This is a genomic window from Marinomonas vulgaris, assembly GCF_018145875.1.
In the GTDB taxonomy this organism is placed as follows: Bacteria; Pseudomonadota; Gammaproteobacteria; order Pseudomonadales; family Marinomonadaceae; genus Marinomonas; species Marinomonas vulgaris.
Genome location: NZ_JAGSSV010000027.1, coordinates 1 through 14,153, shown reverse-complemented (window position 1 = coordinate 14,153; position 14,153 = coordinate 1). Strand labels below are relative to the sequence as shown.

At 44.2% G+C, this 14,153-nt stretch carries 13 protein-coding genes; 11 read left to right on the top strand and 2 right to left on the bottom strand.

Going from position 1 to position 14,153, the window contains the following annotated elements:
* Nucleotides 1-81: 81 nt before the first annotated feature.
* The 10 genes from J9B83_RS14095 to J9B83_RS14050 all read left to right on the top strand — a co-directional run bounded on the left by J9B83_RS14095 (nucleotide 82) and on the right by J9B83_RS14050 (nucleotide 9,613).
* Nucleotides 82-462: a 5-carboxymethyl-2-hydroxymuconate Delta-isomerase gene (locus J9B83_RS14095; RefSeq protein WP_211537463.1), complete on the top strand. Its 381-nt coding sequence runs from the start codon at nucleotides 82-84 to the stop codon at nucleotides 460-462.
* Nucleotides 463-511: 49 nt separating this feature from the next.
* Nucleotides 512-1,537 carry a TRAP transporter substrate-binding protein gene (locus J9B83_RS14090; protein ID WP_328797745.1) on the top strand — a complete coding sequence of 342 codons (1,026 nt, stop codon included), beginning with the start codon at nucleotides 512-514 and terminating at the stop codon, nucleotides 1,535-1,537.
* 3 nt (nucleotides 1,538-1,540) lie between these two features.
* Nucleotides 1,541-2,062, top strand: a complete 522-nt coding sequence (locus J9B83_RS14085) for a TRAP transporter small permease (protein ID WP_211537462.1) — start codon at nucleotides 1,541-1,543, stop codon at nucleotides 2,060-2,062.
* Nucleotides 2,059-3,387 (top strand): TRAP transporter large permease, encoded by a 1,329-nt coding sequence (locus J9B83_RS14080; RefSeq protein WP_211537461.1) that lies wholly within the window; start codon nucleotides 2,059-2,061, stop codon nucleotides 3,385-3,387. Before J9B83_RS14085 ends, J9B83_RS14080 begins: the two co-directional genes overlap by 4 nt.
* Nucleotides 3,388-3,409: 22 nt before the next feature.
* Entirely contained in the window at nucleotides 3,410-4,339 is a 930-nt protein-coding gene (hpaD, locus tag J9B83_RS14075; protein ID WP_211537460.1) for a 3,4-dihydroxyphenylacetate 2,3-dioxygenase, read from the top strand.
* 278 nt (nucleotides 4,340-4,617) lie between these two features.
* Nucleotides 4,618-5,757, top strand: coding sequence for a tyramine oxidase subunit B (locus J9B83_RS14070; protein WP_211537459.1), 1,140 nt, complete (start codon nucleotides 4,618-4,620; stop codon nucleotides 5,755-5,757).
* 50 nt (nucleotides 5,758-5,807) lie between these two features.
* Nucleotides 5,808-6,230, top strand: a complete 423-nt coding sequence (locus J9B83_RS14065) for a Rid family hydrolase (protein ID WP_211537458.1) — start codon at nucleotides 5,808-5,810, stop codon at nucleotides 6,228-6,230.
* A gap of 87 nt (nucleotides 6,231-6,317) precedes the next feature.
* Nucleotides 6,318-7,622: an NAD(P)/FAD-dependent oxidoreductase gene (locus J9B83_RS14060; protein ID WP_211537457.1), complete on the top strand. Its 1,305-nt coding sequence runs from the start codon at nucleotides 6,318-6,320 to the stop codon at nucleotides 7,620-7,622.
* Between the two features lie 469 nt (nucleotides 7,623-8,091).
* On the top strand, nucleotides 8,092-8,406 hold the full coding sequence (locus tag J9B83_RS14055; protein ID WP_211537456.1) for a helix-turn-helix domain-containing protein: 315 nt from the start codon (nucleotides 8,092-8,094) through the stop codon (nucleotides 8,404-8,406).
* Nucleotides 8,399-9,613: a type II toxin-antitoxin system HipA family toxin gene (locus tag J9B83_RS14050; RefSeq protein WP_211537455.1), complete on the top strand. Its 1,215-nt coding sequence runs from the start codon at nucleotides 8,399-8,401 to the stop codon at nucleotides 9,611-9,613. Before J9B83_RS14055 ends, J9B83_RS14050 begins: the two co-directional genes overlap by 8 nt.
* Nucleotides 9,614-9,864: 251 nt before the next feature.
* Here J9B83_RS14050 and J9B83_RS14045 read toward each other — a convergent pair whose 3' ends face one another.
* Nucleotides 9,865-10,752, bottom strand: coding sequence for a DMT family transporter (locus J9B83_RS14045; RefSeq protein ID WP_211537454.1), 888 nt, complete (start codon nucleotides 10,750-10,752; stop codon nucleotides 9,865-9,867).
* A 130-nt stretch (nucleotides 10,753-10,882) separates the two neighbouring features.
* Complete coding sequence (locus J9B83_RS14040) at nucleotides 10,883-11,794, bottom strand: LysR substrate-binding domain-containing protein (protein ID WP_211537453.1); 912 nt, start codon at nucleotides 11,792-11,794, stop codon at nucleotides 10,883-10,885.
* 110 nt (nucleotides 11,795-11,904) lie between these two features.
* On the opposite strand from J9B83_RS14040, the gene J9B83_RS14035 reads away from it, so the two are divergent.
* Nucleotides 11,905-13,899 (top strand): CocE/NonD family hydrolase, encoded by a 1,995-nt coding sequence (locus tag J9B83_RS14035; protein ID WP_211537452.1) that lies wholly within the window; start codon nucleotides 11,905-11,907, stop codon nucleotides 13,897-13,899.
* The last annotated feature ends 254 nt before the right edge of the window (nucleotides 13,900-14,153 follow it).

Here is a 14,153-nt window from a genome sequence, read left to right as displayed (position 1 = left end):
ATAAGGGAATAGAAAAAGAGATCTTAGCTCTTTCTCTATTCCCAAAGTTGCGTTGTAAGTAAGTGATATGGGAGGCAATGTATGCCGCATTTTATTGTTGAATACTCGGCGAATTTAGAGTCAAAACTGGACTTTCAACCCTTGTTTAAAGCGCTTCATGAGTATGTAGTATCCACTGGTGAATTCCCTTTAGGAGGGGTACGAAGTCGCGCTATTCGTTGCGATGACTATCGTGTTGCCGATGGTCGTGATGATTTTTCTATGCTGAATTTGACGCTTAAAATTGGCCAAGGGCGAAGCCTTGAGTTACGAGAAGAAGTGGCCAAAAACGTGTTTGACATTTTATGTGAATGGATGAAACCCATCACAGACAATGGCTATTGCCAAATATCGTTTGAACTAACCGAATTGCACCCAGTACTGAAGTTCAATAAGAACAACATTCACGGGTTGTTTAAATAACGAAAAAGCTAACCAAAAAAGACCATTAATAAATATAAAAAGGATAGTCATGATGAACATTAAAAAAGCCTTATCTATTGCTGTCGCTACCACACTTGCCAGTGTGAGTTACGCTGAAACATTACGTGTTGCCAGCTGGTTACCACCGACCAATCCAATGAATGAAATTGTTATCCCAGCTTGGGGTAAAGCCATTTCAGAGGCCACTGATGGTCGCGTTGATGTAGAAATTGTTTATGGTTTAGGTCATCCAAAAACCATGTGGAACTTGGTAGAAGATGGCATTGTGGATGTCAGTTACAGCTATCACGGTTATGTTCCAGGGCGCTTTGAATTGCCTCAAGTGGTTGAACAACCAGGTTTAGGTGCCAACGCAGAAGCCGCTTCTTATGCTCTTTGGAGTACTTATGACAAATTTTTTGCCGATTCTGGTGAGTTTGATGGTCTAAAATTGTTGGCTTTGTTTACTCACGGCCCCGGTCAAATTCATTCTAATTTCCCTGTAAATACTCTTGATGACCTTAAAGACAAAAAAATCCGTATCGGCGGTGGTGTGCAAAGTATCCTAGCGGAAGAGCTGCATGTGACCTCGGTCGGTGCGCCTGCGCCAAAGGTCTATGAAATGATGCAGCAAGGTGTTATTGACGGTGCGTTTTTGCCAACAGGTGAACAGAAAATTTTGCGTTTATCAGAAGTCACTAAGTACTTGACCGTGTTCCCAGATGGCATGTACATGGGCAGTTTTTCCATGTTTATGAGCCCTTATGTCTTTGAGGATTTAAGCCAAAAGGATCAAGAAGCCATTAACCGAATTTCTGGTCTATCTTTATCAACTTTGGCTGGTGCAGCGTGGGATAAAGGTGACGTAGCCGGTGTGGAATCAGCCAAAGAGAATGGGGTCAATGTGACTATGTTGTCCAACGACGATGACCTTGTTAAGCAGCTGAACACCAGATTAACCAATGTCGCTGATGTGTGGGTCAAAGCCGCTGACGCTAAAGGTTATCAAGGTGAAGAAGCGCTTCAATACTTACGCGATACTGCGCAACAGTATACCGAGCAGCACGGAGGTTAACCCATGTGGCTGTCCGCTATGGTCAATAAACACCATGGTGAATTTGGGCCAGCCAAATGGCTGGCTTTTATTCTTGAGGTGGTGTCATCCGTTGTTTTATTGGGGTTAATGCTGTTGACCTGTACTGATGTTATTGGGCGTTATGCCTTTAATAACTCAGTCAATGGAACAACCGAATTAACCGAATTGGCTTTGTGTATTGTGGTGTTTTGTCAGCTACCGATTGTGACGTTAACCGGAACGCACGTTGTAGTAGATATTTTGGATCGTGTCTTACCTGACGTTTTCATGAAGGTCAGCAGTCTTATTATTAACATCGGTGTCGCAGGTGGATTGTTCTTCGTAGCGGATCGAGTTTGGTTTCAGGCTGGCCGCTCCTTACGACGAGGTGTCACCACCGAGTTTTTGCTGATTCCTGTGGCTTACTTTATCCAATTCGTTTCTATCATGTTATTCGTGACGGCGGTTGTTTTTGTGCTGAAAGCTCTAAGTTCTCTGCTATCTAAATCTGGAGGTGAGGCATGATAGTTTCCGCTTTTGGCTTTGCTATATTGCTTGGTTTGATTCTTATTTTTCGAATGCCTATTGCTTTTGCGATGGGTACGGTAGGTATTTTTGGGTTTGGATATTTACAAGGTTTGACCTTTGATAACCTGTTTGATTTTCGTTGGACAGGGGCTTTATCACTGGCGTCGAACCGTATTATTGATACCTCTCAAGAATATGGCCTAGCTGTTATTCCCTTGTTTATTTTAATGGGTAACCTGGTTACGAAAGCCAATCTTTCTGGTGATTTATACAAGGCATCTAATGCTTTTTTAGGTCATCGTAAAGGCGGTCTTGCCATGGCAACTATTGTGGCGTGCGGTGGATTTTCGGCCATTTGTGGTTCCAGCTTAGCTACCTCTGCCACCATGGCAAAAGTAGCGATGCCGCCGATGAAAAAATACGGTTACAGCGACGGACTTGCTAGTGCATCTATTGCAGCTGGTTCAACATTAGGGATATTGATTCCACCCAGTGTGATTCTGTTGATGTATGGCTTACTGACAGAAACGAGTATTCGTGAGCTGTTTGCTGCTGGGTTTATTCCAGGTATTTTGGGTATTTTCATGTACCTTTTGGCGGTGAGATTTGTCGTGTGGCGAAACCCAGATAGAGGCCCAAGTGCAGAGCGCTCTAATTTTGCGCAACGGGTTTTGGCTCTTAAAAATGTTTGGGGTGTTCTGCTGCTTTTTGTCATCGTGATGGGTGGTATTTATTTGGGTGTCTTCACACCCTCTGAAGCTGCAGGTATCGGTGCCGGTGGTGCTTTTTTGATTGCCTTGATGCGTAAAGCATTGACCATAGAAACGCTTTTCCATGCTTTATTGGACACCGGTCGAACGTCAGCTATGTTGTTCACGGTATTGATTGGAGCGTTAATTTTTTCCGACTTTATAACCATCGCTGGCTTGCCTGCGGATCTATTGGCTTTTGTACAAAGCTTTGATTTATCACCATTTGGGGTGATTTGCATCATAATCGCCATTTACTTGGTGTTGGGTATGGTGTTCGAAAGCCTATCTATGATCTTGCTTACGGTGCCAATTTTTTATCCGTTAGTGCAGAGCCTTGGTTTTGATTTGGTTTGGTTTGGCATTGTAGTAGTGGTGGTCACTGAGATCAGCTTAATCACTCCGCCGGTTGGTATGAATGTCTTCGTGTTAAGTGCGGTATTAAAAGATGTAAAAGCGGGCACTATTTTTAAAGGTATCACGCCTTTCTGGTGTGCTGACATGATCAGGCTCGCTCTAATCGTGGTGTTTTCTTCTATTGCTCTTTTCTTACCTGAGCTCTTGTATCGATAAACTGATTTTTCTGGAGTATTTTATGGGAAAGCTTGCGCTTGCCGCAAAAATTACACACGTTCCTTCTATGTATTTATCTGAACTGGATGGACCACAAAAAGGCTTCCGTCAAGCGGCCATCGATGGCCATCTTGAGATTTCGAAGCGTTGTCGTGAACTGGGTGTTGATACTATTATTGTGTTTGATACCCATTGGTTGGTGAACGCTAACTACCACATAAACTGTGCACCACACTGGGAAGGGGTTTATACCAGTAATGAGTTGCCGCATTTTATTAATAATATGCCATTTGAATTAGACGGGAACCCAGAGTTGGGTCGTCTTATCGCTAAGGTATGCAATGAACATGGTGTGGAAACACTAGCTCATGATGCGACCACTTTAGGCCCTGAATACGGTACCTTGGTGCCAATGCGTTACATGAACAAAGACTTACACTTTAAAGCTGTGTCCGTGTCAGCGTTGTTGACGGTGCATTATTTGAATGACTCGGCGCGTTTAGGCTGGGCGATCCGTGAGGCCATTGAAAAGCATTATGATGGTACCGTGGCTATTTTGGCCAGTGGCTCTTTATCTCATCGTTTTGCACAAAACGGCACAGCACCAGATTTCTCTACGAAAGTCTGGAGCCCTTTCTTAGAAACCATGGATCACAGCGTGGTGGATATGTGGAAGAACGGTGAATGGAAAACTTTTTGTGACATGCTTCCAGAATACGCCGCAAAAGGCCATGGCGAAGGTTTTATGCATGATACTGCGATGCTGTTAGGTGCTTTGGGTTGGTCTGATTACGATCAAAAAGTTGAAGTGGTCACGCCGTATTTCGGCAGTTCAGGTACTGGACAGATTAATGCAATCTTCCCAGTTTCTCCTCAAACAGGCGCAGCGGTGCCCCCACCACAAGCTTCCGTCGAAAACGGTACTTTTGTCTACGGTAAAAGTCGCTTGTAACCGTTTTCTACAAATAGTTTATCTTTGAGGCTGTTAAACACACCAATCGATGATCGTGTTGATCGTGTTGATCATTGATTGGTGTTTTTTTTATCCTGTCTCTAAACCTTTCTTCGTTTCTTTTCACGCCGCTTTACTCGTTCATAAATGTCCCTAAAGGGATATTTTATTCCTGACAGGTTTCCCTAGAATAATTTGAATATATTTATTTTATGAAAAACCCCATAGGGCTTAATTTAGTCATATAGGCTCATTAACTTTTTACAGGTAGAGCGAAGATGTCACAAAAAACAAAAATCGATTTTATTTACCTCTCCGAACCAGACATGATCAAGGCCGGTGTTACCGATATGCCATCTTGTGTGGATACTATGGAGGAGATGTTTGCTCTTTTGTACCACGGCGATTATCGCATGGCGGGACCAAACAGTGACTCTCACGGCGCTATGATCACTTTCCCGGATGAATCGCCTTTCCCGAATATGCCAAAACCGACGGCTGATCGTCGTTTAATGGCGATGCCTGCGTACCTTGGCGGAAACTTTCAGACTTCTGGTGTTAAATGGTACGGCTCTAACATAGCCAATCGAGACAAGGGGCTGCCTCGTTCTATTCTGACCTTTATTCTTAATGATATCGATACAGGCGCCCCTTTGGCGTTTATGTCAGCTAATTTGTTATCTGCTTATCGAACAGGTGCTATTCCTGGTGTCGGTGCTCGTCATCTTGCTCGAAAAGATGCAAAAGTGATTGGTTTACTTGGGCCTGGTGTCATGGGGAAAACCACCGTTGCCGCTTTTATTGCAGCTTGTCCTGATGTGGATACGGTTAAGGTGAAAGGTCGTGGGCAAGCCAGCCTAGATAGCTTTGTTGCTTGGCTTAAAGAATCCTATCCGCAGGTCACCACTATTGATGTAGTTGATACCGACGAAGCGGTTGTGCGTGGTTCGGATTTGGTTACCTACTGTAATTCCGGTGAGGTCGGTGACCCTAGCAAATACCCTGTTGTGAAACGCGAGTGGGTAAAACCAGGCGCGTTTTTGGCCATGCCAGCCAGTTGTCGTTTAGACGATGGTATGGAGCAAGAGGACGTACGTAAAGTACTCGATAATACAGGCCTGTACGAAGCTTGGTTTGAAGAGGTACCTAAGCCCGCCCACCACGTCATTCCGCTTGTTGGTGTTCGTTGTATGGATATGGTTGCTGAAGGTAGTTTATCGAAAGAGTCACTTGAGGATCTTGGCAAAATTGTCGCTGGTGAAGCACCTGGGCGCCAAAATGACGAGGAAATTATCATTCTTTCTGTCGGCGGTATGCCAGTAGAAGACGTTGCTTGGGCGACCGTGGTGTATCGCAATGCCATTGAAAAAGGCATTGGCGTACCACTGAACCTATGGGATGTGCCAGTTCTACGATAAACAGAGCATTAATGTCTTGTTAGACGTATTTAAATCAAAGGTAATGAGTAATGGTCGATATTATTAAAGCAAAAACAGGTTCTATTTTCGAAGATAAAGCCAGCTATTCACGAGTTGTATCTGTGGATAATTGGGTGTTTGTTTCCAACACGGCAGGTCGAAACCCTGAAACAAAAGAAATCGCTGACGATGTACTTGTACAACTTGATCAGGTATTTGACAACATAGAGACGGCTCTTAAAGCGGTTGATTCTTGTCTTGCTGATGTGGTTATGTCCCGCGTGTTTATTCAAGACCCTGCCGATACTCACACAGTGATGGATGCGATCGGGTTAAAGTTTAAAGGCGTTAACCCCGCTTCAACCGTGACTTGCCCACCTTTAGGTTCAACCGTCTACAAAGTAGAGTTGGAAGTAACAGCGTATCGTGGGGCCTCTAAGGCTCAGGTGAAAGAGATTAAAATCGCACAGTAATATCGATTAACGCACCCTCTATTGTCTATTTCGTCACAGTATTTTTTATAGTTCAGGGTGCCTTTTCCGCCTCTAGGATATGCAATTATGACCATCACACTCGACAGAATTGAAACACAAGATACGCTTCCAACCTCGGCCAGTGTGGTCATTGTAGGCGGAGGCATTGTTGGCATCAGTGCCGCATTAGCGCTCGCAGAACGGGGCATTTCTGTGGTGCTTCTGGAAAAAGGACATATAGCGGGTGAACAGTCCTCTAGAAACTTAGGCTGGATTCGTAAAACTAACCGTCATTTGCACGATGTGCCCTTGGCGCAGGCCGCTGATCGCCTTTGGGCAGGTATGGCCGATCGAGTTGGTCAAGACGTTGGTTATCAGCAAGGCGGTATTATGTTTCTTGCTAAAACAACACCACAGTTGGATATGCACAAAGGCTGGCTTGACTCCGTTGCTTCTCTTTCTCTTGATTCGAAAATAGTCGATGCAGACGATATAGATACGCTGGTGCCTGGCGGTAAAGGAAAGTGGCTTGGAGGCATATATACGCCGTCAGATGGTTATGCTGAGCCTGCTCTTGCAACACCTGCTATTGCAAAAGCCGCCATTAAAAAGGGTGCGGTTCTGATTCAAGAATGTGCAGTACGTACCTTATTAAAAAAGGAAGGGCGTATTACTGGCGTGATGACAGAAAAAGGCGAGATTCAGTGCGATCAGGTACTTTTGGCTGGTGGCGCATGGTCACGACGTTTTCTGGGCAATCTCAATATCGGCTTCCCAACCTTACCACTTATTTGTTCAGTACTGCGTACCAAACCAATGGAAGGGCCGACTAATATCGCTGTTGGTGGCCCGGATTTCTCTTTTCGTAAGCATAAAGACGGTGGTTACATTATTACTCAGCGTGGCAAACTGGATGCTCCTATTACACTAGATCATATGCTGGTTGGCCATCGTTATATTGGACAGTTAAAAACACAAAGGGATTTTTTAAATGTTTCTTTGGGGCGTTATTTCTTCAGAGACTTGGCGTTATCTCGCCGTTGGAGCGCGAAAAGTACCTCGCCCTTTGAAACATACCGAGTCAATTCACCTGCCTTTAATGCGGCTTTAAATCAACAGGCGTTAGACAATTTAAAAGCGGCGTGGCCTATTTTTGAAAAGGCTGAAATCGCCGAAGCATGGGCTGGTATCATTGATGTCACACCAGATTCAAACCCTGTCATAGATCACATCGCTTCTATACCAGGCTTGACGATAGCCACGGGCTTTTCTGGTCATGGCTTTGGAACAGGGCCCGCCGCAGGTCAGCTCGCCGCGGACTTAATTGCCGGCGTAGAACCAATGATTGACCCTAGCCCATATCGATTTGATCGGCTTGCGAAAGGGAAGTAATTACTTCCCTTTTTGGCGCGTTTTTATTCGGAAGCCTTAATTAGACAACTACAATCGTGGCTTAAAGAAAAATGACGAAAATTGTCGATGTTGTGTGGAAAACTGTTATTAAGAAGTCGCACAATAGTGAGAACGTCTAATTTTGTTTAAAAGTACAAAATACTCTGCATTTCAGTCTTTTTACCCTCTTAAACAAGCTTATTCAGATTTGACGCGAGTTGTTCTTCAGGCCTTGTTGAAAAAGGCCTACGTGACAGAGGTACGTAGTAGGGTGGATGCGCCTGTTTGCGATTTTCAGCTAGAGTATCTCTCTTTTGTCGATGACAAATATCCCTGCCTAATTATATATAATTACATATCAAACTATGATTTATGATATGTAATAGCTAATCATTTTTGTGTCCTTTGGAGTGCTGTGATATATTTAAATATATAATTTTACTAAAGTGATATAATAAGGTATATCGATATGAGCTATGTAATAGAGCAGATACTTGAAAGCCTCCGAAAAGCTCGGGTACGTAAAGGTTTTAGCCAAAGAGAGCTGAGTGCGCGTTCGGGTGTGCCTCAAAGCCATATATCGAAAATTGAGTCTGGCGGCGTTGATTTAAGAATGTCTAGTTTGATTGCACTTGCTCGTGTACTCGACTTAGAGTTATTTGTTGCACCAAAAAAAACTGTACCTGCCATTAAGTCGATCATTCGAAGTAGCCAAGGAATCAGCGATGAAAGTGAGGCAATGTCGCCCGCATATCAGTTAGAAGAAGAAGACGACGATGACTAATCATGTTTCTACTCTCAACGTTTTGCTCTACGGTGACCCTATCGCAACGATCACCAATGTTGGCAATGACAGAACGCTTTTTTCTTTTATGGATTCGTATATTAATGACGAATCACGGCCTACGTTAGGGCTTGGTTTTAAGGATTCGTTAGGCAGTTTGCTAACCAACTTCAAACCTACTCAGACCAAGTTAACTCCGTTTTTCTCCAACCTTTTGCCAGAAGAAACGATGCGTAATTACCTGGCAGAGCGTGCCGGAGTGAACCCAGCGCGGGAATTTTTTTTATTGTGGGTATTAGGGCAGGATTTAGCAGGCGCGATTACGGTTGAGCCTGCGGATGGTGAAGCGTTACCACCTAATGTGCATCAAGACATTGACGATGAAACGAAAATAGATGCTCCAATGCGCTTTTCATTAGCAGGTGTGCAGTTGAAGTTTTCAGCCGTACAACAGGCAAACGGAGGCTTGACGATTCCAGCGACCGGCAAGGGTGGTTCTTGGATTGTGAAATTGCCGTCGTCTCGATTTGACGCTGTGCCAGAAAATGAATATTCGATGATGGAGCTGGCGCGCAAGTTAGGTATGGATGTGCCAGAGACCCAGCTGCTCCCTATTAACCAGATAGCTAATATCCCAGATGGCATTGGCAAATTTGGTGACAGTGCGTTTGTGATTAAGCGCTTTGACCGTGCAGATAATCAAGCCGTACACATTGAAGATTTTGCGCAAGTGTTTGGCGTCTATCCTCAAGATAAGTACAAAAAAGCCAGTATGCGCAATATTGCTCAGGTTATTGGCATTGAAGGGAAAGGCGAAGACATCGCAGAATTTACGCGCAGATTGGTGTTCAATACCCTAATTGGTAATGCCGATATGCATTTGAAAAATTGGTCTGTGATCTACAAAGACAAGCGCACCGCATCGATAGCACCTGCCTATGATTTTGTCTCAACCATTCCTTATATCCCCGATGATAGTGCGTCGCTGAAGGTTAGCCGTAGCAAGAAATTCAGTGATTTCACGCTGGATGAGTTATCACACCTAGCAGCTAAAGCCATGTTGCCAGAAAAGTTGGTTTTAGAGACTGCCAAGCAAACCGTAGAAGGTTTTCATGAAATATGGCAGAAAGAAAAAGCGCATTTACCACTTACCAAGTCGATGATTGAAGCCATCGAAACGCACTTACGAAGCATATCGCTACGCTGAACTCCTAGTAGCTAAAGCGTGCATATTGATAAAGATGGTTTAATTTCACGCGATTTTACGGCAGTTTCTGCCGTAAACTAGAAATTTTGCAAACTGCACAATGATACTGGTGTCGTAATAAGGCGCGCTACCGAGTGGTAATGACAAAACTACTCTGACGAAACAATAGAGGCAAGGCAGGCATTGTCACATACTGTCATAGGGATGATAAGAGCTGTAGCTGTTTAACACATGCCAGTCTAGTCAGGCGGTCAATTAGTAACCCGTTTGCGCGTTAGCGCTATCCCTAAAATGATTAATAACATCGCCGCCAGGCTGTGCCATTCAATGCTTTCGCCTAAAAGAAGCGCACCAGTAAAATACGCCACGATAGGAATCACGTAATTGATGTATGAAAGAAACGTAGGGCCTGCCGTGGCGATAACGGAAAACAAAAGAATGGTGCCAAATGCTGTTGGCCCAACACCTAACCACAACATGGATAACGTGTCTTTTACAGAATAACTTTGCTGCCAAGGTAAATCTTGCCACAGCCACAATGGCACGACAGCAATGCTTGAAACAATCGTCATGCCCGCTGCGGTGACAACCGGGTTATAAGAAGGTAATCGTCTTACCAAAATGGCATTTATTGCATAGCTTAAAGTGGCGAGTAAAATCAATAAGCCACTCAGTAAGTTACTGTGAGCGCCAACTAATGACGGCCAAAGCACAACCACCACGCCAGTAATACCTAACAAAAAACCGAAGATTTTAAAGCGATTGAGACTTTCTCCTGACACAAAATAATGCGCCAAAATCATGGTCGCCAGCGGCATAAATGCCATCAACAACCCGGTAATGCCTGAGCTAATATTCTTTTGCCCGGTGGAAATCAAAAAGAATGGCAACAAGTTACCCGCAAGACCCAACAACAAAAATACGCCCCAGGCCAACGGTTCCACTGGCAAGCGCCAACCCTTAGCATACATAAAGAGAGTGAGAATAATCGCTGCAATCAAAACCCTTAGAGAGACAATCGCCAAAGGGCTAAAGCTTTGCAGTGAGACAGCGGTGAACATAAATGACGTCCCCCACAGTAAAGTAAGCAACAGCAGAGAAAGCCAGTTTTTCAAAGTAGGCGTGTAGTTATGAGGCATCTGTATGATCCAATTTGTATTATGGCCGGAGAGTTTAACCGATAAACTCTCTCTTATTTTGGTGTTTTAACGTGCGCCCAAGTAATGGGAATCCCCTACCGAAATAAGCGAAGCTAGGTGGGGGAGGATGTCATTCTTCTGCTAGCTGTTTGACCCAATGCATAAAGCTGTCTGCATGATCATTTTTTTGGCCGCTTGTACTTTTAGCAAGGAAGAAGCCGTTATGATCGCATTCAATGGGCTTTGTTAGGGCAACCAGTTGACCACTCTCTAAAAGCGCTTGTACGTGCCAATCCCAGGCCAGCGCAATTCCCACTCCATTTAAAGCGGCGTGCATGACTGCTACCTGGCTCTCCATTTGAATTTCTTTTTCAGGTATCTGATATACCACGCCATATCGGTTGGCCCAACTACGCCAATTCTCCCAGAAATCGGGTGAGTCTTTTATGCCTAAAAGTGGTTGCTGCCAAAGGTTGTTGAGCTCTGCAATATCGGGTCTTTTTTGTAAAAAACCTGGGCTGCATACCAGCAAGATACGCTCCTTAAATAACAAAGTGTGGTCTGGTTTTGCGCTTTGCAAAGGACTGTAATAAAAAGCCACATGATAGTCTTGTTGGCTTTCCTCGCTTGTGCTGCGTTCATTGTTGATATTGATATTTAAGGTGATATCTGGATGACTTTCATGAAAGTTATCGAGGTGAGGTATTAACCAAAAGTGCGAAAAACACGCGCCAATATCTAAATTTAGGTTGGGTGTGATGACGTTTTCTTTTAACTCTTGCGAGGCTGTTGATAGGTCTGAAAGGCTTTTACTGATGGAGACTAAATATTGTTCGCCATGAGGCGTGAGTTGTAAACCTGCTTTTTGACGTATGAAAAGTTGAGTTCCTAAAAAGCTTTCAAGTTGTTTGATTTGTTTACTGACCGCTGTTGGCGTCACGCAGAGCTCTTGTGCTGCCTGAGAAAAGGTACCAAGCCGAGCCGAGGACTCAAATAATATTAAGCTGCTTAAAGAGGGAATGGTTTTATTGTTTATGGGCATATGGCTTCAGCTTGAACTTTTAGTTCAAATGACACTAACAAAATAGCGTTTTACTTACAATTGCATACTTTTAGTATAAGGGAATAACGCAAATAAAGTGTAAGGTCAGTATGCATAACGTGAGAGAGATACACCATGCCATGATAAAGATGCCAGATGGTATTCATTTGGCATATCGAGCTTGGTTACCGAGTGACTCGGAAACGACTCCAGTTCCGGCTATTTTAGAGTTTTTACCTTATAGAAAAAATGACGGTACTATTGTTCGTGATGAAATTACCATGGCGCAAACGGCCGCTCATGGTTATGCATGCATACGTGTAGATTTGCGAGGATGTGGTGAGTCTGATGGCCAGTCTACCGATGAATATACTCAACAAGAGCTCGATGATGGTGTAAATATTATCGCTTGGATTGCTTCTCAGCCTTGGTGTAATGGCAGGGTGGGCATGATGGGAATCTCTTGGGGAGGATTTAATTCACTTCAAATTGCGGCGCTTAACCCGCCGGCACTCAAAGCCATTATTACCATTTGCTCCACTGACGACAGATACGGTAATGATGTCCACTATATGGGTGGTTGTTTACTTAATGACAACCTAGACTGGGCTGCATTTTTTTGGGCCTATGCTCAGGGGCGTGCGCCTGATGCTAAGTTGGTGGGAGAGGGTTGGAAAGAGCAATGGTTAGAGCGTTTACACTCGATGCCATTTTTGGCCAAGCCTTGGCTGACGGAGCAAACTCGCAATGGATACTGGAAGCATGGATCTGTCTGCGAAGATTATTCAAGCATTAAAGTACCTGTGTATGCGATGGGGGGGTGGGCAGACAACTACCGACGTACTGTTTTTAGTTTGCTGGAAAACCTAGATGTGTCTTGTAAGGGACTGATAGGCCCTTGGGCACATAAATACCCCAATATTGCTTATCCCAATCCTAAAATGGATTACGTTAAAGAATCTGTCCGCTGGTGGGACCGCTGGCTAAAAGAAGAAGAGAATGGCGTTGATCAAGAGCCTCAGCTAACTTACTACCTTCAGGACAGTGTCCGCCCACAAGGTGATTACGAGCACAGACCAGGGAAATGGCTTTCCGAGCCTTGTTGGCCGTCACCAAGAACAAGCTATCAAACGTTCTACCTCAATAATCGTCACCTTTTAAAAGAGCCACAACCTGATGCGCTTTCGGAACAAATATGCTCTCCACAAACCGTAGGTTTGAACGGTGGTAGGTTGTGTGTTGGCATTCGATTGGATATGGAACAGCCGGATGATCAACGAATAGATGATGCAGGTTCTCTGTGTTTTGACAGTACGCCTTTATCAGAGCCCTTATCGTTAGCGGGAGATATTACCGCTCATTTAACGCTTAGCAGTAATAAGCCAAAGGCAAATGTCATTGTTCGCTTATGTGATGTTCACCCCGATGGCGCTGTTACGCGCATCAGCCTAGGCGTGTTGAATTTAACACACAGAAATAGCCATGAGTTTATAGAAGACCTAGTACCGAATGAACTTTATCAAGTTCAAGTAAGCGTAAACCCCGTAGCTTACCGTTTACCAGAAGGCCATAGATTAAGAGTATCCATATCAAATGCGTATTGGCCATTAGTGTGGCCGTCGGCGGATCAAGCCACTCTAACGATTGCCTCTTCTCAATGCGCCATAAAAATCGCTACACGTGAAGAGGTTTACACTGAAGTCGAGCCACCTCACTACGATCAAGAGGTGACGTTCAATGGCGAGTCGTTACGTGGTTCCGACAGCCAGCGCGTCGTCCATCATGACTATAAAACAGGGGTTGTCACGCTAGAAACGCACGATGACTTTGGTCGACAGCACTACCATTCGAGCGATTCATACATTGATATGTCAATGAGTCAATGGCAAAGCATTCACCCGGAAAACCCTTTAAGTGCCAAGTCCAGTATTCAGTTTGATTTAACGATGGGAAGAGAAGGCTGGCTAACAGGTTTAAAAGGCGACTATCAAATGTGCTGTGATGCGGACAATTTTTACATCACATGTAAATGGCAGGCTTTCCACGATGGAGAGCTTATTTTTAACAAAGAGTTTGACGAAACTATAAAAAGAACCGGTGTGTAAATAGCACCGATATGAGGAAATGGAACATGTTTCAATCACTGAGACCGCTCGTGTTTTTCCCTACCTTTATCATACTGGTAGGTGCGTTAATATTTAGCCTTGTTGACTTGGGTATATTTATCCAATACACGAAGAGTGCCAACAATTTTGTATTGTCACACTTCTCTTGGCTGTTTAGGGAAACTGCGATTAAGAATTCGCATTGTGCCCAGAATGCCTAATTTGGTTAAAAACCACAAAAAGTCACTCACTTC